Origin of the sequence: Blautia sp. 1001283B150304_161114_C9, from assembly GCF_015668165.1 — a bacterium.
In the GTDB taxonomy this organism is placed as follows: Bacteria; Bacillota; Clostridia; order Lachnospirales; family Lachnospiraceae; genus Blautia_A; species Blautia_A wexlerae.
This window is the reverse complement of sequence record NZ_JADPGO010000018.1, coordinates 25,370-48,003: the sequence shown is the minus strand read 5'-3', so window position 1 is coordinate 48,003 and position 22,634 is coordinate 25,370. Positions and strand designations below refer to the sequence as shown.

The window sequence follows — 22,634 nt, the reverse complement described above, 5'->3', positions numbered from 1 at the left end:
GCAGAGAGGGACTGCGGCACAGAGATATATCAGGCGGTTATGGTTATCCACTGATATATATTCTGGCGGCGGTCCTGTTTTATAAGAAGTGAGGTATTAAGATGAATAAGAAGCAAAAAAAGATGCTGATCAGAATCATCGTAGCGGCGGTATTGATCGTGCTTTTTTCTAAATTGCCGATAGATGGATATGTCAGATTTGGACTGTTTATGATTCCATATCTGGTAATTGGCTATGATATTCTTCAGAAAGCATTTAAAGGTATCAGAAATAAACAGGTATTTGATGAGAATTTCCTGATGGCAGTAGCTACTGTGGGAGCAATCCTGCTTGGAGATTATTCCGAAGGTGTTGCGGTTATGTTGTTCTACCAGATCGGAGAACTTTTCCAGAGTTATGCAGTAGGAAAGAGCAGACGTAACATCAGTGAACTGATGGATATCCGTCCGGATTATGCCAATATTGAAGTAGATGGAAAACTTGAACAGGTAGACCCGGATGAAGTTGAAATTGGTACTGTAATTGTTGTACAGCCAGGAGAAAAAGTTCCGATTGATGGTGTGATCATTGATGGTGTTTCTATTTTAAATACCAGTGCTCTGACCGGAGAAAGCCTTCCAAGAGATGCAAAAGCCGGGGATGAAGTAATCAGCGGATGTATCAATATGACAGGTGTTCTGAAAATCCGTACGATCAGAGAATTCGGAGAATCTACCGTATCCAAGATTCTGGAACTTGTGGAGAATTCCAGTTCCAGAAAATCAAAATCAGAGAATTTTATTTCAAAGTTTGCCAAATATTATACTCCGGTTGTATGCTACGGAGCACTTGCACTTGCTTTTATTCCTCCGATCGTACTTTTGATCATGGGAAAACCGGCTATGTGGGGTGATTGGATTTACCGAGCACTTACTTTCCTGGTAATCAGCTGTCCATGCGCACTGGTGATCAGTATTCCTTTAAGCTTCTTTGCAGGAATCGGTGGAGCAAGTAATCAGGGCGTTCTGGTTAAAGGTTCCAACTATCTGGAAACACTTGCACAGACCAGCTATGTAGTATTTGATAAAACTGGTACAATGACACAGGGTGTTTTTGAAGTAAGCGGAGTTCATCATAATGAGATTTCAGATGAAAAACTGCTGGAATATGCAGCTCTTGCAGAATGTTCTTCTTCCCACCCGATCAGTAAGAGTCTTCAGAAAGCATATGGAAAACCAATTGACAGAAACAGAGTCACAGATATTGAGGAAATCAGCGGTAACGGTGTGACTGCAAAAGTGGATGGTATATCTGTAGCAGCAGGAAATGCGAAATTAATGAAACGTCTTGGAATTTCCTATCAGGAATGTCATCATGTGGGTACAGTAATTCATATGGCTGTAGATGGAAAATATGAAGGTCATATTCTTATTTCTGATATTCTGAAACCTCATGCAAAAGAAGCAATTGCAGAATTGAAGAAAGCAGGCATTAAGAAAACAGTTATGCTTACCGGCGATTCTAAACGTGTTGCAGACCAGGTAGCAAAAGAACTGGGAATTGGGGAAGTTTACAGTGAACTTCTTCCGGCAGATAAAGTAAGTAAAGTAGAAGAATTACTTCATCAGAAATCCGAAAAAGAGAAGCTTGCATTTGTGGGTGACGGTATCAATGATGCGCCGGTACTGTCCAGAGCAGATATTGGTATTGCTATGGGTGCACTGGGTTCTGATGCAGCGATTGAAGCAGCAGATATCGTACTGATGGATGATGATCCGCTGAAAATTTCCAAAGCGATTAAGATTGCAAGAAAGTGTATTCATATTGTATATGAGAATATTTATTTTGCAATTGGCATTAAGATTTTGTGTCTGATACTTGGTGCGCTGGGAATTGCCAATATGTGGATGGCTATTTTTGCAGATGTAGGTGTTATGATCATTGCGGTATTAAACGCAATCCGTACTTTATTTGTAAAAAACCTGTAACTGTGAAGGTACTGAACAGTTACAAAAATTTATAGAATAACAGACAGTTGCAGACAGGAAGGAAAATGGTGAAAGCGTGGAAAAACATAAAGACGAGGCTTGTGACTATTATGAAATTCATGAAGATTCAATGGAAATTATAAATAAAACAATGCCAGAAGAGACGGAACTTGAGGATTTGGCAGATTTGTTTAAGATTTTCGGAGATTCTACAAGAATCCGTATTCTGTTTGTGCTTTTCGAAACAGAGGTATGTGTATGCGACCTTGCGAAAGCACTGAATATGACACAGTCTGCAATTTCCCATCAGCTTAGAATCCTGAAGCAAAACAAACTGGTGAAGAACCGACGAGAGGGAAAGTCCATTTTTTATTCTCTGGCAGATGATCATGTGCGGACGATTATCAATCAGGGAAGAGAGCATATAGAAGAAAATTAATCCGATGTGAACGTATGGTAAAAGTAAAAAGCAGGGAGTTGATATTTCAAGTATTGGCTCCCTGTTTGAAAATATAAAAGTTTTATAGAACTAACTATTGAAAGTGGAATTTACAGAATGAAATAAGAGCCTGCCAGTGGATGATAAGATCTGGCAGAGATGGAATGAGTGGAAGGAGAAGATTTGATGCGAACATTACGAGTAGCAGACCTGGAAGCAAAACCGGGTGAGAAAGTATCAGGATTTGTGCACATCATCGGGGCAGAATTCGGAATTCCGGTAACACTGATCTGTGGAGAAAAAGAGGGGGAGACTGTTCTGATCTCCGGTGGGGTACATAATGCAGAATATGTAGGAATTCAGGCAGCTATGCAGCTTGCAGATGAGCTGGATCCGAAGAAGATCGCAGGAAATATCATAGTGATCCGTCTGATGAACCGAACTGGATTCGAACACCGTACCATGAGTCTTACTTATGAGGATGGAAAAAACCTGAACAGAGTTTTCCCTGGAAATCCGAATGGTACACTTAGTGACAGGATCGCTTATACTGTTGTGACAGAATTTTTCCCGAAGGCAGATTACTATGTGGATCTGCACTGCGGTGATGGATTTGAGGGACTGGTATCTTATGTATACTGTACAGGGGCAGCAGCTCCGGAAGTAGCTGCAAAGAGCCGTGAGATGGCGGAGATCGCACATGTAGATTATCTGGTAACTTCCATGTATGGAACAGGCGGAGCTTACAACTATGCCGGAAGCATGGGAATCCCAAGTATCCTGCTGGAACGTGGACACAGTTCCCGCTGGTGCGAAGATCTGGTAGCGGAGGATGTTCATGATGTGAAGAATATCCTCAGACATCTGAGAATCCTTCGCGGGAAGTCCCATATTCATGGCAAACCACCGATAGAAGTAAGTCCTGTGATCTATGAAGATGCCCCGGTATCAGGCTGCTGGTATCCGGCGAAACAGCCCGGTGAGACCTTTAAAGAAGGCGAAGTACTGGGAAGAATCTGCGATTATTTTGGACGTGAACTGTTTGTATACAGAGCCAAAATGGGTGGTATTATTCTTTATCAGACCATCAGTCTGTGCATTATGAAGGATACGCCGATGGTTTCTTATGGTACCTGGGATGAGGATACACAGGGTAAGATTGAAGTAGGATGTGAAGTGTGCGGAAATGAGAAACATAAGCATGGACACCATCATCATAAATCAGAGGAAAAACATCATAAACGGCATGAACATCATAAGCATCATGAGGATAAATAAATACTTAAGTAAGACAGAAATGGGTTCGACCAACTCAAGTGAACAGCAAAGCAAATGAGCTTATCGGTTCGACATAAATATAAAAACAGGGTATAAAAATACGGCTGACTATATCCGGGTTAAATGCGGATATAGTGCAGCCGTATTTTATACTATAGCAAGCCTCTTAATCAATATGCATTATTTATGAGGCTTGCTATAATCTTCGTGAAACAGAATCTGTGTAAAGAATCTTACATCTGAGTCATCTGCCCAGCAGACCATACCTACTGCATCAGCCATTTTCTGTGCATCTACACTGTAGGCGGACATACAGGAACAATTCTTATACGGTCCTGCGCTCATGATCAGGATATCTTCTTTTCCCGCTTCCTGCATCTGTCTGGCAAGCTGTTCTGTAAGAATATTCTGTGCATGCTTCGCCTGCTTGAAAAGTACCGGATCCATGATCGGATCCTTCAGAACAGTCTGGAGAACCAGTGCCTTTTCATATTTCAATGCTTTTGCCTGCATTTCTTCTACAGTACCGCAGGCAGGCGGACATGCAGGAACCAGGTTATAATTTCCACAGAGATTGTCCTCGCAGAACTGTCTGTATTCCGGCACAAATACCAGATCCTTTGTATCCATGATCGCCGCATCTGCGAAACCCATGGAAAGTGCTTCTTTTATTAAATCCATAAGAATGACTCCCTTCTTAAAGCGGATTATTTTGGCTTGAACATATCAAGGTGAATTATAACATTTTGAAATAAATAAAATCAAGTTTTGTCGAGAACTTCTGATGAGGGAAACTTGATGTAACAAAAAACTTATGTTAACATATAGATATGCAAATTGGGGGATATTAATAAGAGGAAGTGATTATATGCCGGAAAATATCAGAAACATCATATATAGATTTTCTCAGGAGTTAAGACGTATTTTGGGCGATAAATTGACAAAGATTATCGTATATGGATCATATGCGAGAGGAGATTTTCGAGAAAATTCTGATATAGATATTATGATTTTGGTGAAAATGTCTGATGAAGAAATTCGATTAGTGAAGAATGATATTTATGATCTTGCATTTGAGTTTGAAATAAATACAGGAATAGAGTTCTCTCCCATCATTAAAAATGAAGACCAGTATGAGTATTGGATTGATACGTTACCTTTTTACCGAAATGTGCGAGATGAGGGGGTAGTGATCGATGAATGACAAAAAAGAGGATTTATGTATATACCGTATTCGGAATGCGGTGGAGACATTGGGAGTGGCAGTATTATGCTTAGAAAGTCAACATTATAAAGATTCAATAAATCGTAGTTATTATGCTGCTTTTTATGCAATAAAAGCAGTATTAGCTTTAGAAGAGATTGATTTTAAGCGTCATAAGGATGCGGTTGCGTATTTTAATAAAACTTATATAGCAAAAGAGATTTTTCCAAGAGAAATGGGAAAGAGGTTGGGAAGACTAAAGCAGGAGAGAGAAAATAGTGATTATGATGATTTTTACGTTGCATCTTTAAAAGATGCATCAGATCAATATAAGTCAGCGAAGCTTATTATTGAAAAGATAGAAGAATATCTGTCAGAGAAAGGTATTCAATATTAACTTGTCGACACACTAGAGAAATGAATTAGCGAGAGGAAATCTTATGAAGCTGACGGCAGAAAACAGCAAGGGTGAAAAAATGAAATACCGTCTTGCGCGGTCGATGAAGGAATGTATGAAAACGATGTCTGTAGATAACATCACAGTAAAACAGATCACAGAGAATTGTGGTGTTACGAGGCAGACTTTCTATCGGAATTTTATGGACAAATTTGACCTTATCAACTGGTATTTCGATAAGCTTCTGGCGAAATCCTTTGAGCATATGGGAATGGGAAAAACTGTTTATGATGCTCTGGTAAAGAAGTTTACCTATATTCAGGAAGAGCATGTTTTCTTTGCAGCAGCATTTAAGTATGACAGTCAGAACAGTCTGCGCCAGCATGATTTTGAACTGATCCTGGACTTCTATGAGAATCTGATTCGTGAGAAAACAGGAAGGATTCCGGATGAGACCATACATTGCATTTTGGAAATGTACTGCCATAGTTCTATTTATATGACTGTAAAATGGGTACTGGGAGAGTTGGAATGTGCACCGGAGGGACTGGCGAAAATTTTAGTTGACGGGATGCCTGGAAAACTCTCGGAATTGTTTGAAAAGCTGGAAATATTGTCATAAATATAACAATATTAATGCATAATTTTGCACCCAGTTTTTCGGCATTATTGCACAAATATTGTGAGAAGGTTACATTTGAGCTAAAGTGTAACTTTCTTTTTTTATTTTATATTGTTAAGATAATAACAAAGATAAGTGATGCGGAAACTTACCTAATACTGAAGAATACCGAAAGGAATGGAAATCATTATGGCAAACAGAATTAACTTAAATCAGACATCTTATCACGGAGCAGGAGCGATCGAGGAAATCGCAAACGAAGCAAAAGCACATGGCTTTAAGAAAGCTTTCGTATGTTCTGACCCTGATCTTGTAAAATTCCATGTAACAAGCAAAGTTACAGACATTCTTGAGAAAAACGGACTTGCATATGAACTGTATTCAGACATCAAACCGAACCCGACAATCGAGAACGTACAGCATGGTGTTCAGGCATTTAAGAATTCAGGCGCAGATTATCTGATTGCAATCGGCGGCGGTTCTTCCATGGACACTTCCAAAGCAATCGGTATCATCATTGCAAACCCTGAATTTGAAGACGTAAGAAGTCTTGAAGGTACAGCTCCAACTAAGAAACCCTGTGTACCGATCATTGCAGTTCCGACAACAGCAGGTACAGCAGCAGAGGTAACTATCAATTACGTTATCACAGATGTAGAAAGAAAACGTAAATTTGTATGCGTTGACCCACATGACATGCCGATCATCGCAGTTATTGATCCTGAAATGATGTCCTCCATGCCAAAAGGATTGACAGCTTCTACAGGTATGGATGCCCTCACTCATGCAATCGAAGGATATACAACAAAAGCTGCGTGGGAAATGACAGATATGTTCCATTTAAAAGCAATCGAGCTGATCTCCAAATCTCTCCGCGGTGCTGTTGAAAACACAAAAGAAGGTCGTGAAGGAATGGCTCTTGGACAGTATATCGCTGGTATGGGATTCTCTAACGTAGGTCTTGGAATCGCTCATTCCATGGCTCATACACTTGGTGCTGTTTATGACACACCACACGGTGTTGCCTGCGCAATGATGCTTCCAATTGTTATGGAATACAATCAGGAATGCACAGGTGAGAAATATCGTGAGATTGCCAGAGCAATGGGCGTAAAAGGTGTAGATGAAATGTCTCAGGATGAATACAGAAAAGCAGCAATCGAAGCAGTTAAGAAACTTTCTGTTGATGTAGGAATCCCGACTAAACTGGAAGCAATCAAAGAAGAAGACCTTCAGTTCCTGGCAGAATCTGCACACGCAGACGCATGCGCACCAGGAAACCCGAAAGATGCAAGCGTAGAAGATTTGAAAGATCTGTTCCGTAAGATTATGTAATTAATAATGGTTATAAGATGAAATAAAAAAAGCACCGGCTGTAATGGAGTACTGTCACAGTCAGTGCTTTTTTATTTCCCATAAGTGTGCTGATGCTCTGAGTGTGGCGGGATTGTGCATGAGAAGCAGTGCCATATGTAAGTGTAAACGGACGAGAATTTTGTTTATAAAATGATTAGAATTGGGACACTGATTAAACACATTTCTTTTGTATGATGGAAACGTAATGGGGAAAAAATGGTTATTTTGCAGTACAAATGTGGAAAAAAGGTAAGTTCTGCAAAGAAGTACAGAATAAGAAATATGAAAGACAGAAGAATAACAGCAGAGGTTTTTACAGGAGAAATAATATGACAGATGAAGAATACTATGAATTTATACAACCATATGAAGATGCTAAACAGATGCTTCTCACACGTCTTGATGTGTTGAATCACAACCTGTACGGTGAAGCATCTGCAAGACCGATCCACAACATCCAATGCAGGATCAAGAAGAAACAGAGCATTGAAGAGAAATTACAGCGAAAGGGAAAAGAACCTACTGTGATGAATGCGAAGGATTATCTTCAGGATATTGCAGGTGTCAGAGTAATCTGCTATTTTGTAGATGATATCTATAATCTGACAGAACTTCTGAAGAGTCAGAGTGATTTGATCGTGATCAAAGAACGGGATTACATTGGAAACCCGAAGCCAAATGGATATAGAAGCTATCATGTGATCGTAGGAGTGCCGGTATACTGTCTGGATGGAATGGAATACTTCCCGGTGGAGATACAGTTTCGCACTATGTCCATGGATTTCTGGGCCAGTATGGAGCATAGGATTTCCTACAAAAAGGAACGCACAGATAAAGAACAGCTAAAAGAGGAATTAAGAGAATATGCGAATATGCTGGTAGAGATCGAGAGCCGTTTTGAGCAGTATAATGAGACGGATCATCAACAGGAAAAAAGAACAGCAGAAGTAAAACAGTCATTGTAAAAGGTGGCTGTTTTTGTGTCTTGTATTTTTTATAGTGGGATGTTAGTATAACATTGGTTTATAGTACTCTTATATTATTTTCTGACAGCACCTTCAGAAAATAATATAAAGGTAACTATTCAGCAGTTTATTATCCTGCTGAGGTACTGAACAGTTGTGATTCTGGAAATAAGAGAAGGAGAAGCGTGTGAAATATAATCAGAAGAAGAAAAAAGAAAACATAGAGATATTTCTGTTTATCATGGTGATGGCTGTTTTTGCTGCTGTTCTGGGAGTTATGTCACTGGGAGAAAAGATGCAGCCGGTGAACCAGATCAGGAAGATATCTTCTGGCTGGTACTATTATGACAACGGAAAAAGAACAGAAGTTACTCTTCCGGATACAATACAGGCAGAGAAAGGGGAAGAACTGATATTATATAATGACGGGATTACTGATCTGGATGCCGGTAAGGTAGTTACAACCAGAGGTGCACAGTATGATCTGAAAATCTGGCTGGGTGACCGTCCCATCTATGAATATCAGGATACAACCTTTGTAAGGAATACGCAGATGAAATCAAAACTGGAATGTGTAGGGGAAATCCCTACAGACATGCAGAATGAGCCGCTGAAGCTGGTTTATTCAAATCCACATCACGGAAAGTACGTTTTGACTTCTGTTTATATTGGAACCGGAAGTGCAGTCATTGCTTTACATTTACAGAATTCAGGAATAGTTATAGGTATTGCTTTGTGTTTTCTTGTTTTGAGCGTTATTTCTCTGTTGATTACAGTTTATCTGAAATACCGTCAGATGCCGGATGCCAGATTTCGCGATGTAGCATTGTTCCTTATGATATGTGCAGTCTGGCTGATTACAGATTCTTCGGCGATCCAGACCTATAGCAGTCATCCGGATATGCTTTGTACGATTTCTTTTTATATGTTTATGTTACATTCGGTACCGATGCTGCATTTTGCCCAGAAAATAGGTGGACTGAAAAAGGAACGCATTTTGGATGCAGGAATTGCTGTGTTTTATCTGAATGCATTTATTCAGGGACTTCTGGCCTATTTCGGGGTATTCACGTTTGCAGATATGCTGTTTGTAACACATGTTCTGCTGATAACGTGGGTACTGATCGTAGCGGTACTGCTCTGGAAAGAATATAGAAAGAAGCCGGATCGAAGTGTGCAGATCATATTGATCGCTTATATGATATTATTGTTCAGTGGACTTTTGTCACTGTCATTGTACTGGCTGTTTGAAATATCCTATTATGGAGCAATATTTGAGTTTGGAATACTGGTATTTCTGGTTATGATCATTGCAGATACTGTGATCAGTCTTGTTGGAAAGGTCCGTTACCGGACAGAAATGCAGGCATATGAACGACTGATGAAAGAGGACTGGATGACCGGAATGCAGAGCAGGGAACCTTTTGAAAATCTGCTGGCGGAAATTCCGAAAACCATGAATGAGCATAAGGATATCCTGCTGGTCTTTATGGATATTGATTATCTGCGCAGGATCAATAATGATTTTGGCAGAGCGGCAGGAGATGAGGTTATTGTGGCGGCTGCCAGATGCATTGAGAATGTTTTTGGAGCAATCGGAAAATGTTATCGCACAGGAGGAGATGAGTTTGCGGTAGTTGTGTTTGATCCGGAGGAAGACAGGAATGCATTGTCTGAGAAACTGGATAAAGAAATAAGGCGTTATAACAGAAACAGCAGATATCGTATGTCTATTTCAAGAGGTTTCAGTTCAATTCGGGATGACAGGGGAAAGCTGAAGACAACTGGTGAATGGAAGTATGAGGCAGATACGAATATGTATCAGAATAAAATGAAAGAGAGAAAGACACATGAATTATAATATAAACTTTCAGGTAGCGGCAGTTATTATTACAGCGTTACTCTTATATCATTTTCTGACGCAGAAGAAACTGCATAATGCAAATGTGAAAACATTTACATATATACTTGTCCTGAGCGGTTTATATATTTTGTCTGACCTGTTGGGTACGCTGACAATTATGAATTACACAGCGGAAGATGAAGGAACTGTCATGGGTATTCTGACAGGAATCTATTTGCTTGATATTCTGATTCCTTATATTTTGTATTCATGTATTCCTGATTCGCGTGAAAATGAGAAAAAGAGCGGTGCATTATCTGTGATCTGTGCCGGGATTACGGTGGCTATGATGATAGCTGTACTTGGAAACCTTGGAAGCGGGGGATTTTTCTGTTTTGACAGTAATGGCGTTTTTCAAAAAGGAACAGGGTACGTGTTTCTTTATCTCTATGCCCTGGTTTATATCGTTCTGATAATGCAGCGTATGATCAGAAGCAGAGAGGACTATACGCCGGAAAAGATGAGTATTGCAGGCGAATTTCTTGTGATCGAAGGCGTATGTATAGGAGTGGAACTGTACACAGGGTACATATTTCTGTCAGATTTTGGACTGGCACTTGGTCTCATATTTCTCTATCTTATGATGAACAATCCAGGTGATTATATAGACAGTACAACAGGAGCATTTGATAAAAGGTATTTTGATAACTGGATACAGGAGAAATTTACCAAAGGAATCGAGTTTCATGTGATTGCTGTAGAGCTGTTTATGCTGAAACAGATTAATAAGGTTTACGGAAGTAGTACAGGTGATCTGCTTCTGGTACAGATTGCAAGAGAACTGCAAAACATTACAGGTTCTGTACAGGTGTTCCGAACCACAGGAAACTGTTTTCTGATCATTACAGATTCATTGACAGAATATGAGAAAAAAAGACAGGAGATTGAGAACTATTTCAAAGAACCTTTTGAAACTGACGGGGAAAAAATCACTTTTCCGGCAATCATCTGCGGGATTATCAACGGTGAAAAGATGGAGAAGGAAGATGTACTGCTGGCATATATCGAGTATCTGATATCTTTGGTAAAACGTGCAGATGAAACGGTAGTGATCCAGTCAGATGACAGGATTCTGGAGGGCTTCCGTTATGAAAAAGAGGTGGAGCATTTCCTGAAAACAGCAGTGGATAAAGACCTGTTTGAAGTGTACTATCAGCCGGTATTCTGGACAAAGGAAGATCGTTATATTACTCTCGAAGCTTTGAGCAGGCTGAAGCATCCCTGTATGGGAATGATCCCGCCGGATGTGTTTATCAGTATTGCAGAAAGGCAGGGGCTCATCGCACAGATCGGACTGCTTCAGTTCAGAAGGGTGTGCCGTTTTATTAAAGAGAATGAATATATGATGAAACAGATTAAGAATGTAAAGTTCAATCTGTCACCTTCCGAACTGTTAAAACCGGGACACAGTCAGCTTCTGATCGATATAGTGAAGGAGTATGAGCTTTCACCGAAATATTTTCAGTTTGAGATTACTGAGACAGTGGCAACTGAATACAGTGAAAGTTTCTGCAAAGCTGTGGAGGATTTTACGAATGCGGGAATCGGATTATGTCTGGATGATTTTGGTTCAGGGTATGCAAATCTGAATGCAGTATTGAGACTTCCGTTTGATGTGGTGAAAATGGACAGATCGTTGTTAACAGGGATTACCTGTGATGAACAGGCTGCTGTTTTTTACCACAGTATTGTGACGGTTATGCAGAATATGGGTTATACAATTGTAGCAGAAGGAGCAGAAACAGAAGAAGAGGTGAGTCTGCTGAGAGAATGGGGCGTGGACATGGTCCAGGGATATTACTTCTCAAGACCACTTCCGGAGGTAGAGTTGCTGAGACTTTTCATGTTATAGGAAATTATTCCGTAATATACCTATAACATAAAAAGGTCCTCCGGACAGAATCGCACTGCGCCGGAGAGAAAGCAGGTGTTGTTCAATCAGATATAAATGATTGAACGACATCTGCTTTTTTAAATAATTTAAAAACAGAAATACAATACACTTATAAAGATGTTCTTGCATATTCTATGTGCTTCCTTTATAATGTAACGTATCATTGTTTTATCAAATTAAAGGGAAAGAGGATTAAAGAAATGAAAAAAGTTTGGGACAAATGGACCAGGATTGCTCTTGTAAAGAGAATCCTGGTTGGCCTGATTCTGGGTGCGATTCTGGGAATTGCTGTACCGCAGGCAACAGGAATCGCAATTCTGGGTGATGTCTTTGTAAGTGCATTAAAGGCAATCGCACCTTTGCTGGTATTCTTCCTGGTTATCAGTTCCCTGTGTAATGCAGGAAAATCTCACGGAGGAGTTATTAAGACAGTTATCATTCTCTATATGTTCAGTACAGTTCTGGCAGCAGTGATCGCAGTATTTGCGAGTATGGCATTTCCTGTAAAGATGACACTTGCAAATGCAGCAACAGATACAAGTGCACCACAGGGTATCGTTGAGGTATTAAATAACCTGCTTCTGAACGTAGTTGCCAACCCGGTATCTTCACTGGTAAATGCAAACTATGTAGGGATCCTGATGTGGGCTGTTCTTCTTGGGCTTGCTTTTCGTGCAGCTGATAAGATGACAAAGAAGGTTCTGGCTGATGTTGCAGATGGTATTTCCATGGTAGTAACCTGGATCATTAATCTTGCACCTTTTGGAATTTTTGGTCTGGTATTTAACACAGTATCTACAAACGGTCTGGATATCTTTACGACTTATGGAAAACTGTTGCTTCTTCTTGTAGGATGTATGCTGTTTATCTATTTTGTGACCAATCCGCTTCTGGTTTACTGGTGCATCCGCCAGAATCCATATCCGCTGATTTTCCACTGCCTGAAGAGAAGTGCGCTGACGGCTTTCTTTACAAGAAGTTCCGCAGCTAATATTCCGGTAAACATGAAAGTCTGTGAAGAGATGGGACTGGACAGAGATACTTATTCTGTAACCATTCCGCTTGGTGCAACTATTAATATGGATGGTGCGGCTATCACTATTACGGTTATGACAATGGCAACTGCATTTACTCTTGGTATTCATGTAGATATTCCGACAGCAATTATCCTGAGTCTTCTTGCAGCTCTGTCAGCATGTGGCGCTTCCGGTGTAGCCGGCGGATCACTTCTTCTGATCCCGATGGCATGCTCTCTGTTCGGAATTTCAGATGACATTTCCATGCAGGTTGTTGCAGTAGGATTTATCATTGGCGTAGTTCAGGATTCTGTAGAAACAGCTCTGAACTCTTCGTCAGATCTTCTGTTATCTGCTTCCGCAGAATTCAGACAGTGGAGACTTGAAGGGAAAGAGATTAAATTTAAATAAGATTGCAATGAGCGAAACGGTCGTCCGGTATGGACGGTCGTTCTTTTATAAGGCACAACTATAAAAACGATTGCTACATATTCGGAAATTTCTGTGCATACACTGTAAAAACAGCGTCTTCGGAGGCTTATCCGTGAAAGATTATATCGAGGAGCGGGCAGTGGAAATTGCAAATTATATTATTGATACAAAGGCAACGGTGCGTCAGGCGGCGAAGAAATTCGGGATTAGTAAGAGCACTGTACATAAGGACTGCACTGACCGTCTCAGTCAGCTCAATCCGGGACTGGCATGTGAAGTGAGACAGGTTCTGGATGTGAACAAGCAGGAGCGGCATATCAGAGGTGGGCTCGCTACAAGAGAAAAATATTTACATCAGCATTAGAGCGTAAAAGAAGCTGCTGTCGGATATGACAGTAGCTTTTTTGATACATTTTCTGTATAATAAATCCAGATATTTCAGGATATTTTGTATATACATAAGGAGGACAAGAAGATGGCATTAATGGAAGTGAACTTCTTTTCAAAAGCACTGATGCGTCCGGTAACGATGAATGTAATCCTGCCGGCTGATAAAGTGTTTTTTGGAGAAGAAACAGAAGAAGAGAACAAACCGTTTAAGACTTTGTATCTGCTTCACGGAGTAATGGGAAATTACACAGACTGGGTAACAGGAACATGTATTAAGCGATGGGCAGAAGAAAAGAATCTGGCAGTAGTTATGCCTTCCGGAGCAAATATGTTCTATATGGATCATCCGAATGCAAATGAAAACTACAGTGAATTTATCGGAAAAGAACTTGTAAAGATCACACGAAGAATGTTTCCGTTATCCCACAAAAAAGAAGATACATTTATCGCCGGGTTATCTATGGGAGGATACGGTGCAATCCGAAATGGTCTGAAATACCATGATACATTCGGATATATCGCAGGCCTTTCTTCAGCCGTGATACTTGAAAAAATGGGGACAGCAGATGACAGTTCTCCTATGTTCTTTGAGAAAAAAAGTTTTCTGGAGAGTGTATTTGGAGATCTGTCCCGGATCAAAGACTGTGAGATCAATCCGGAATGGATTGCTGAAAATATGAAAAAAGATGGAATCCCATTTCCGCATATGTACCTTGCCTGTGGACTGGATGATCCGCTTCTTCCTCCGAACCGTAAGTTCAGAGATACCATGCAGAAACTGGGTGTGGATGTAACTTACGAGGAAGGTCCGGGAGCACATGAGTGGGATTTCTGGAATCGTTATATTAAGAAAGTCCTGGACTGGCTGCCTCTTGATAGGGACAGCAAAGAAGGGATGAACAGTGGGAATGTAGGACTGTAAATGAGAGAGTTGCAACAGATGGATATGAAATCTGTTGTGGCTCTTTTTATTTCTGTTGCAGGAAATTACTCCGTAATGTTCCTGTAACAGAATAAAGCCCTATGGGCAGGACTCCTTCTTAATACAAAATTATCATAGCAATTTTGCAGAAAATATATTGAATATCAGACAGAAGTTGTGTATAATGAAAAAGCAAAATAAAGTATATTATTTTAGAAAAAGGTAAAATAAAAACCTGAAATCATAAACTGTGGAGGTAAAAATGACTAAGCTTATAATTAATCCATCAAAGAAACAGAGCAAAATCAACAAAGAGATCTATGGACATTTTTCAGAGCATCTGGGAAGATGTATCTACGAAGGAATCTATGTAGGTGAGGATTCCCCGATTCCGAACAAGAACGGAATGCGTACAGACGTAGTAGAAGCACTGAAGCATATCAGGATTCCGGTACTTCGCTGGCCGGGTGGATGTTTCGCAGATGAATACCACTGGAAAGACGGTATCGGACCAAAGGAAACACGTAAAAAAATGATCAACACACACTGGGGCGGTGTGGTAGAGGATAACAGCTTTGGTACACATGAATTTTTTGAACTCTGTGAGCAGCTTGGCTGCGAAGCTTATGTTAATGGTAACCTGGGAAGCGGAACAGTTCAGGAAATGTCTGAATGGGTAGAATATATCACATTCGAGGGTGTTTCTCCGATGGCTGACCTCCGTAAGAAAAACGGACATGAGAAACCATGGAAACTGGATTTCTTTGGAGTTGGAAATGAAAACTGGGGATGCGGCGGAAATATGAATCCTGACTTCTATGCAAATGAATACCGCCGTTATCAGACTTATGTCCGTAATTATCATCCGGATCATCCAATCCACAAAGTCTGCTGTGGTGCCAATGTAGATGATTATGAGTGGACTTCCGAAGTATTAAAGACTACACATAATCATTGTCTGAAAGAACTTCACGGAAATATGGATGGTCTTTCTCTTCATTATTATGTACATCCGGAAGGATGGGAGATCAAGGGAAGTGCTACAGATTTTGATGATAAGGTATGGTATAAGAGTCTGAATAAAGCGCTCTTTATGGAAACTTTGATCGAGCGTCACGGACATATCATGGACGAATATGATCCAGAGAAAAAAATCGGCATGATCGTTGATGAATGGGGTGCATGGTACACAGTAGAACCAGGAACAAACCCGGGATTCCTGTATCAGCAGAACACAATGAGAGATGCCCTGATCGCAGGTATCACTTTGAATATCTTTAACAAACACAGCGACAGAGTAAAGATGGCGAACCTTGCACAGATCGTAAATGTGCTTCAGTCTGTGATTCTTACTGACGGTGCTGATATGATTCTGACACCAACTTATCATGTATTTGATATGTATAAATATCATCAGGATGCAATGCTTGTAGACAGTTCTGTTGAAACAGAAACTATTGGTGTGGAAGACGAATGGCAGGTACCGAACCTGACAGAATCCGTATCTGTAGCAGAAGACGGAGCTGTACATATCACACTGACAAACCTGTCTCTGGATAAAGATTATGAAATCAGAACTATCCTTACAGATTACCAGGTAAATGAAGTTAAAGGTGAGATTGTACACGGTGAAATGCACGAAATGAATACCTTCGAAACACCGGATCAGGTTCGTGTAAAAGAATTTAACGAAGTGGAAAAAACAGCAGAGGGAATTAAATTTATAATTCCTAAATGCAGTGTTCTCCATCTGGAAGTAAGATAACAGGCAGGCATTTTCTGTGAACATTTATATATGGGAATAAAAAGGAGACTGAGGTATGAATGGGAAGCTGCGTGTGTGCAGGAAATGTTTGCCCGGACAGAAGAATGAAGAAGCTTTTTATGAGGATCTGTCACGCTATATTCAGCGTATGGATGAAGAGCTGAAAGTAGATCAGCAGACCTATGAGAAAAGGCTTGGCATATGCAGCTCCTGTGAACGATTAATGAGTGGGATGTGCAGGCTCTGCGGATGCTTTGTGGAACTGCGGGCTGTACAGAAGGTGCGAAAATGTCCGGATCTGCCGGCAAAATGGGAGGCGCAGAAATGAAAGAAGGTTTAAAGAGCAGTTTGCTGAATAAGGTAAAAGTAACGGATAAATTCTGGCGAGGATATCAGGAACTGGTAATGGATACAGTAATTCCTTATCAGGAGAAAATATTAAATGATGAGATTCCGGGAGTGGAAAAGAGCCATGCATTGGCAAACTTCCGTATTGCAGCGGGACTGGAAGAGGGTGAATTTTACGGAATGGTTTTCCAGGACAGTGATGTTGCCAAATGGCTGGAAGGTGTGGCGTATGCACTGGAAGTCCGACCGGATGCTGAACTGGAAGAACGTGCAGATAAGGTTATTGAAATCATTGAAAAAGCGCAGCAGGATGACGGTTATCTGAATACTTTTTTCACGATCAAAGAGCCGGAACACCGCTGGCAGAACTTACAGGAATGCCATGAATTATACTGTGCCGGACATATGATGGAAGCAGCGGCGGCTTACTATGAGGTGACTGGAAAAGACCGTCTGCTTCATGTAATGGAGCGCATGGCAGAACATATCGGGAAACGTTTTGGAACAGAAGAAGGTAAAGAAGCGGGCATTCCGGGACATCAGGAAATCGAGTTGGGACTTCTGCGTCTCTATGAAGTAACCGGAAAAGAAAATTACAAAGACCTTGCCAGATATTTCATTGAACAGCGTGGAAAAGATCCGGATTACTTTGTCAAAGAGAGGAAAAAAAGAGGCTGGGTTCACTTTGATATGGATGTGCATAACAGAGAATATAACCAGGCACATGCTACTGTCTATGAGCAGAAAGAAGCAGTAGGACACAGTGTCCGTGCAGTTTACATGTATACTGCCATGGCAGAACTGGCTTCTCTTTACAAAGATGAAAAACTCTATCAGGCATGCTGTGATCTCTGGGAGAACATGACTCAGAAGAGAATGTATATCACCGGAGGAATCGGCAGTACCGTAGACGGCGAGGCATTTACCATTGATTATGATCTGCCGAATGACACCGTTTATGCGGAAACCTGTGCATCCATCGGGCTGGTATTTTTTGCAAGAAAGATGCTTGATAATGTGATGGATGGACGCTATGCAGATGTGATGGAACGAGCACTTTATAATGGGATCATCAGCGGAATGCAGCTTGACGGAAAGAGATTTTTCTATGTAAATCCACTGGAAACAGAACCTGGAGTCAGCGGAAAATTATATGGATATAAGCATGTTCTGCCGGAGCGTCCGGGCTGGTATACATGTGCATGTTGTCCTCCCAATGTAGTGCGTCTGCTGATGTCTCTTGGCAAATATCTGTGGAGTGAGACTGAAGAGGGAGTTTATTCTCATATCCCGGCAGGCACAGAAGCACACTTTGATAAGATGGATGTAACTGTAGAAAGCAACTATCCGTGGGATGGCAGAGTGACCTATCATATAACCGGAAAAACAGAGGAAGAGACTATCCTGGGAATCCATATCCCATCCTGGGTACGCCCGGGTTCTGTTCAGGTACGTATAAATGGAAAAGAGAAGAATATCACTGCAGATGTGGAAAAAGGATATCTGATCCTTAAGAGAGTGTGGGAAAATGATGAAGTAGAACTTGCTTTTCCGATGAAGATCCGCAAGATTTATGCAAACCTTAAAGTAAGGGAAGATGCCGGCTGTGTAGCATTTATGCGCGGGCCGATCGTTTATTGTTTCGAGGGTGTGGACAATCCGGGCCTGCTTCAGTCTTACCACATCTTTGAAGATGCAAAGATGGAAGAGGAAGTCTGCAAAGAAGGCCTGTTGGAAGGCTGCGTCCTGCTTAAGATCAAAGCACGTAAGCTGGAAACAGTGGGAGATTCTCTGTACAGTGATATTGCACCGGTGAGAACGCTGACAACACTGACAGCAGTGCCGTATTACACATGGGGCAACCGCGGAGAAAATCAGATGAGAGTCTGGATGCGCGGAGAATAACCGGAGAATCAGATGAAATATAAAACAAAAGCAAGGAACTATGTGGCAAAACACATCGGTTCCTTGCTTTTTGCTGTTTTCAGATATTCTGTAAAATTATACATTTGGAGTATAATGCACTTTCACATTAATATCCTGATTATAGTTTCCGAAATCTTTTCCGAAGAGTGTCAGACCGCCAATATTCTGAGATGGTTCATCCACCTGGAAACGGAATACCATATCATCCTGAGAGGTAAAAGTGAGCTGCTGTGTATTCACATCAGAGATCTTTAATCCATCGATAAAAGTACCGTGACGGTCAATGACAAGCATCTTCAGAAGACCATACTGATTCCAGTTCGGGAACCACCAGTCGGGAGTGAACATACCGTGGACATCACCGAAATCTCCGGGGCTTGTCCAGGTTCCGACCTTTGTATTATTCAGGAAAAAGGAAATATCAGAAGGCCAGTCACTGTTGACTCCGGGAGCTTCTGAACTGATCTCAAAGGAGAGTGTCAGACGATCGATCTTCTGTCCCGGAGGCAGCATATTTGGAATGCGGTAATCAATAAATCCCCGTCCAAACCATAAAATCTTTGCATCTACATGGCTCGGATGCGCAAAATAACGAGGATCATCTACCTCACCGATGAGATTATCGGTAGTAGACAGCCCACAGGTTGGATAGACAGAATAATTAAAGTAGTTGCCGATCGGAATGTCAATAGAGTAACTATCCTCAGCCGGGCTGTCATTGTTAGAGGCAATATCAACCAGGATCTTGTCAACATTAATGCGACAGACCTTCTGGTTTCCGTGGCCGGAATGCTCTGGAAGAATTGCGAGAATTCCGGATTCTTCGAGTTTCTTTACATGGCTGGTCAGGGCACCGTTGGTAATCCCCAGACTGGAAGCCAGTTCATTCATATTCATTTCCTGATGCTCAAGGAGAGTCTGAATCAGCCGTATGCGGATGTCAGAACCAAGAGCTTTGAAGACAGGGACCGCCTGCTCCAGACTTTTAATATATAACATAACGGATTTCCCTTTCTGTTAAAAATGATTTTGTAACGTTTACGGTAAATTATAACGAATCTGAAAAAAATGTGCAACGAAAAGAAAAAAATATGGTTGATATTTTCTGAAAAATGCAGTACAATTTTAAATATATAAAAAATAATTTATATAAACCTAAAATAAAAAGCGAACAGGGGGACATACAATGAGTGAAGAACTTAAGTATAATGAGCCATGGATTCTGCAGAGAGCAGATCCATATGTTTACCGCCACACAGATGGAAACTATTATTTTACAGCATCCATACCGGCCTATGACCGGATCGTGCTGAGAAGAAGCAAAACTCTGGCAGGACTGAAAGATGCGGAAGAAGTGACAGTCTGGGAGAAACACAAAGAAGGAATCATGAGCGAACATATCTGGGCGCCGGAGCTTCATTATCTGGATGATAAATGGTATATCTATTTTGCAGGCGGGGACAAAGATGATGTCTGGGCAATCCGCCCATATGTGTTGGAATGTGCAGATACAGATCCGCTTACAGGAGTCTGGACAGAGAAAGGTAAGATGGGACGTGCGGATGCAGATGAATTTTCTTTTGAAGCTTTCTCTCTGGATGCAACAGTATTTGAAAACAAGGGAAAACATTACTATGTATGGGCTGAGAAGGTAGGAGTTGGCAAGCAGATTTCCAACCTTTATATTGGTGAAATGGAAACTCCGTATAAACTGAAAACCGTCCAGGTACTTCTCACTTCACCGGATTATGACTGGGAAAGAGTTGGGTTCTGGGTGAATGAAGGACCGGCAGTTATTCATCATGACGGCAGGATTTATCTTACCTATTCTGCATCTGAGACCGGTGCTGCATATTGCATGGGAATGCTTACAGCAGATGAAAATTCTGATCTTCTTGATCCGAAATCCTGGACAAAAGAACGTTATCCGGTTCTTCGTACAGATGAGTCCAGAGGAATCTATGGACCGGGGCATAATTCCTTTACTGAAGACGAAGAAGGAAACCCGATCATGGTTTATCATGCGAGAACAGAAGCAGAGATTGAAGGAAATCCGCTGTACAATCCAAACCGTCATGCCATGCTGATGAAAATCCGCTGGGATGAAAAAACAGGCGCACCGATATTTTCTTACGAAGATTAACGTAACCTGAGATGGGATAATATTTGGAAAACAGGAGAACTGGTATGAGAAAAAAATGGGGAATAATTCTGGGGCTGACAGGAATGATGCTTCTCGGATCACAGAGTATATATGCTGCGGAAGCTGCTGATGGCACAGCAGAGACAACAGATGCGGCAAACGAAAAAGAAACAGCAGGCACAGATGATATTGAGAGCCGGATTAAGAAAGGCGGATTCACTGCCGGAGTTTCTGTACATGATCCATCTGTCATCAAAGACAATGACACTTACTATATCTTTGGCTCCCATATGGAATCTGCGAAGTCTGCAGATCTGAGAAACTGGATCGGTTTTTCTTCCGGGGTCAACGCAGAGAATAAGCTGTTTGACAATCTTTTTGATGGAGAAGAAGACGGCGATCCGGCAGCGTTTACTTATGTAGGAAAGAACGAGGAAGGTGGTTATTCCGTGTGGGCACCGGATGTCATCTATAACAAAAAAATGGGAAAATATGTGATGTATTTCTGTACCACATCTTCTTATGTGAAATCCAATATCTGTTTTGCAACAGCAGACGACATTGAAGGTCCGTATCACTATGAGGATACATTCCTGTACTCTGGTTATAGCTATCATGATGTTAAGGAAAGTAATATCGAAGAACTGATGGGAACAGACCCGAGGCCATATACAGCAGCGTCTTATGACAACAATAACTGGCCAAACTGTATTGATCCGGATGTTTTTTATGATGAAGACGGGCGTATGTGGATGGTTTATGGATCCTGGTCCGGCGGTATTTTTCTGATTGAGATTGATGAAGAGACCGGCTATCCGATTTATCCGGAAGCAGACGAAGAAAATCATGTGGACAGCTATTATGGTAAGAAACTTCTCGGTGGTTATCACAACTCCATCGAAGGCCCGCATATTATGTATGATGAGACCAGTGGATACTATTATCTGTTTTTGTCCTATGGAAATCTGCAGGCAAAAGGAGGTTATCAGATGCGACTCTTCCGCTGTGACACTGTGGACGGAACTTATACAGATGCAGCAGGGAAGGATATGTATTTATTTGTGGAGCATAAAGATCATGGGCTGAAAATGATGGGAAATTATACATTCCCAAGTCTTACCCAGACCTATATGGCACCTGGCGGACAGACTGCATTTGAAGATGAAGATGGTAAATTATACCTGGTCTATCATCAGCGTTTTGCTAAAACCGGAGAACTTCATGAGCCTCGCGTACATCAGTTGTTCCGCACAAAAGACGGATGGCTGGTTGCTGCGCCATTTGCCACAGACGGCGAGACGTTGAAAGAGGATGGATATTCCGGGGATGAAATCAAGGGTACTTTTTATCTGGTAAACCATGGTACGGATATTTCGGACAAAGTACATAAACCGCAGAGAATTCAGCTTAATGCAGACGGAACAGTTACCGGAGAAGAACTGGAAGGCACATGGGAAGCGGAAGAAGGCACACCATATATTGATGTGACTCTCGGTGAAAATACTTATACAGGAGTTGTCCTGGAAATGACCGATGAGGCAGGCAATGATACGATGTGCTTCAGCGCTAAGGGTGACAATAATGAAACCATATGGGGTGTGAAATATTTGTTGCCATAAATGGCTGCGGGAGTATTTGGGCAGTATATAAATCTGAAGTCGGGCGGA

20 protein-coding genes are annotated in these 22,634 nt (G+C 41.3%); 18 read left to right on the top strand and 2 right to left on the bottom strand.

The window, feature by feature from the left end:
- Positions 1-101 precede the first annotated feature (101 nt).
- The 3 genes from I4V44_RS10620 to I4V44_RS10610 all read left to right on the top strand — a co-directional run bounded on the left by I4V44_RS10620 (position 102) and on the right by I4V44_RS10610 (position 3,684).
- Positions 102-1,967: a heavy metal translocating P-type ATPase gene (locus tag I4V44_RS10620; protein ID WP_008707160.1), complete on the top strand. Its 1,866-nt coding sequence runs from the start codon at positions 102-104 to the stop codon at positions 1,965-1,967.
- A gap of 130 nt (positions 1,968-2,097) precedes the next feature.
- A complete protein-coding gene (locus tag I4V44_RS10615; protein WP_081017038.1) occupies positions 2,098-2,406 on the top strand; it encodes an ArsR/SmtB family transcription factor in 309 nt (102 codons plus the stop codon).
- Positions 2,407-2,592: 186 nt separating this feature from the next.
- A complete protein-coding gene (locus tag I4V44_RS10610; protein WP_020993288.1) occupies positions 2,593-3,684 on the top strand; it encodes a M14 family metallopeptidase in 1,092 nt (363 codons plus the stop codon).
- Between the two features lie 180 nt (positions 3,685-3,864).
- On the opposite strand, the gene I4V44_RS10605 is transcribed toward I4V44_RS10610, so the two are convergent.
- The gene (locus I4V44_RS10605) at positions 3,865-4,365 is read right to left on the bottom strand and encodes a DUF2284 domain-containing protein (RefSeq protein ID WP_008707157.1); all 501 of its coding nucleotides are present in this window, start codon (positions 4,363-4,365) and stop codon (positions 3,865-3,867) included.
- A gap of 187 nt (positions 4,366-4,552) precedes the next feature.
- Here I4V44_RS10605 and I4V44_RS10600 point away from each other — a divergent pair, with 187 nt between their 5' ends.
- The 13 genes from I4V44_RS10600 to I4V44_RS10540 all read left to right on the top strand — a co-directional run bounded on the left by I4V44_RS10600 (position 4,553) and on the right by I4V44_RS10540 (position 18,803).
- On the top strand, positions 4,553-4,888 hold the full coding sequence (locus tag I4V44_RS10600) for a nucleotidyltransferase domain-containing protein (RefSeq protein WP_008707155.1): 336 nt from the start codon (positions 4,553-4,555) through the stop codon (positions 4,886-4,888).
- Positions 4,881-5,285, top strand: a complete 405-nt coding sequence (locus I4V44_RS10595; protein ID WP_008707154.1) for a HEPN domain-containing protein — start codon at positions 4,881-4,883, stop codon at positions 5,283-5,285. The genes I4V44_RS10600 and I4V44_RS10595 overlap by 8 nt, the downstream gene beginning before the upstream one ends.
- 43 nt (positions 5,286-5,328) lie before the next feature.
- Entirely contained in the window at positions 5,329-5,907 is a 579-nt protein-coding gene (locus I4V44_RS10590) for a TetR/AcrR family transcriptional regulator (protein WP_008707152.1), read from the top strand.
- Between the two features lie 189 nt (positions 5,908-6,096).
- Positions 6,097-7,242: a lactaldehyde reductase gene (gene fucO / locus I4V44_RS10585; protein ID WP_008707151.1), complete on the top strand. Its 1,146-nt coding sequence runs from the start codon at positions 6,097-6,099 to the stop codon at positions 7,240-7,242.
- Between the two features lie 350 nt (positions 7,243-7,592).
- Positions 7,593-8,228 carry a GTP pyrophosphokinase gene (locus I4V44_RS10580; protein ID WP_008707150.1) on the top strand — a complete coding sequence of 212 codons (636 nt, stop codon included), beginning with the start codon at positions 7,593-7,595 and terminating at the stop codon, positions 8,226-8,228.
- Positions 8,229-8,415: 187 nt separating this feature from the next.
- The gene (locus tag I4V44_RS10575) at positions 8,416-10,089 is read left to right on the top strand and encodes a GGDEF domain-containing protein (protein WP_008707149.1); all 1,674 of its coding nucleotides are present in this window, start codon (positions 8,416-8,418) and stop codon (positions 10,087-10,089) included.
- Entirely contained in the window at positions 10,079-11,983 is a 1,905-nt protein-coding gene (locus I4V44_RS10570) for an EAL domain-containing protein (protein ID WP_118409218.1), read from the top strand. Before I4V44_RS10575 ends, I4V44_RS10570 begins: the two co-directional genes overlap by 11 nt.
- A 242-nt stretch (positions 11,984-12,225) precedes the next feature.
- A complete protein-coding gene (gene sstT / locus I4V44_RS10565; protein ID WP_062807111.1) occupies positions 12,226-13,452 on the top strand; it encodes a serine/threonine transporter SstT in 1,227 nt (408 codons plus the stop codon).
- Between the two features lie 133 nt (positions 13,453-13,585).
- A complete protein-coding gene (gene spoIIID, locus I4V44_RS10560; RefSeq protein WP_022380265.1) occupies positions 13,586-13,837 on the top strand; it encodes a sporulation transcriptional regulator SpoIIID in 252 nt (83 codons plus the stop codon).
- A gap of 111 nt (positions 13,838-13,948) precedes the next feature.
- A complete protein-coding gene (locus tag I4V44_RS10555; RefSeq protein WP_196002693.1) occupies positions 13,949-14,785 on the top strand; it encodes an alpha/beta hydrolase in 837 nt (278 codons plus the stop codon).
- A 262-nt stretch (positions 14,786-15,047) separates the two neighbouring features.
- Complete coding sequence (locus I4V44_RS10550; protein WP_196002692.1) at positions 15,048-16,550, top strand: alpha-N-arabinofuranosidase; 1,503 nt, start codon at positions 15,048-15,050, stop codon at positions 16,548-16,550.
- 55 nt (positions 16,551-16,605) lie between these two features.
- Entirely contained in the window at positions 16,606-16,878 is a 273-nt protein-coding gene (locus I4V44_RS10545; protein ID WP_008707104.1) for a DUF6171 family protein, read from the top strand.
- Positions 16,875-18,803, top strand: a complete 1,929-nt coding sequence (locus I4V44_RS10540; protein ID WP_118409210.1) for a glycoside hydrolase family 127 protein — start codon at positions 16,875-16,877, stop codon at positions 18,801-18,803. Before I4V44_RS10545 ends, I4V44_RS10540 begins: the two co-directional genes overlap by 4 nt.
- Before the next feature lie 96 nt (positions 18,804-18,899).
- On the opposite strand, the gene I4V44_RS10535 is transcribed toward I4V44_RS10540, so the two are convergent.
- Positions 18,900-19,823 carry an ArsR/SmtB family transcription factor gene (locus tag I4V44_RS10535; RefSeq protein ID WP_022380673.1) on the bottom strand — a complete coding sequence of 308 codons (924 nt, stop codon included), beginning with the start codon at positions 19,821-19,823 and terminating at the stop codon, positions 18,900-18,902.
- 187 nt (positions 19,824-20,010) lie between these two features.
- On the opposite strand from I4V44_RS10535, the gene I4V44_RS10530 reads away from it, so the two are divergent.
- Together I4V44_RS10530 and I4V44_RS10525 are read left to right on the top strand one after the other, a co-directional pair.
- Positions 20,011-20,967, top strand: a complete 957-nt coding sequence (locus I4V44_RS10530) for a family 43 glycosylhydrolase (protein ID WP_118758995.1) — start codon at positions 20,011-20,013, stop codon at positions 20,965-20,967.
- Positions 20,968-21,011: 44 nt separating this feature from the next.
- Positions 21,012-22,586, top strand: a complete 1,575-nt coding sequence (locus I4V44_RS10525) for a glycoside hydrolase family 43 protein (protein WP_118758996.1) — start codon at positions 21,012-21,014, stop codon at positions 22,584-22,586.
- Positions 22,587-22,634 lie beyond the last annotated feature (48 nt).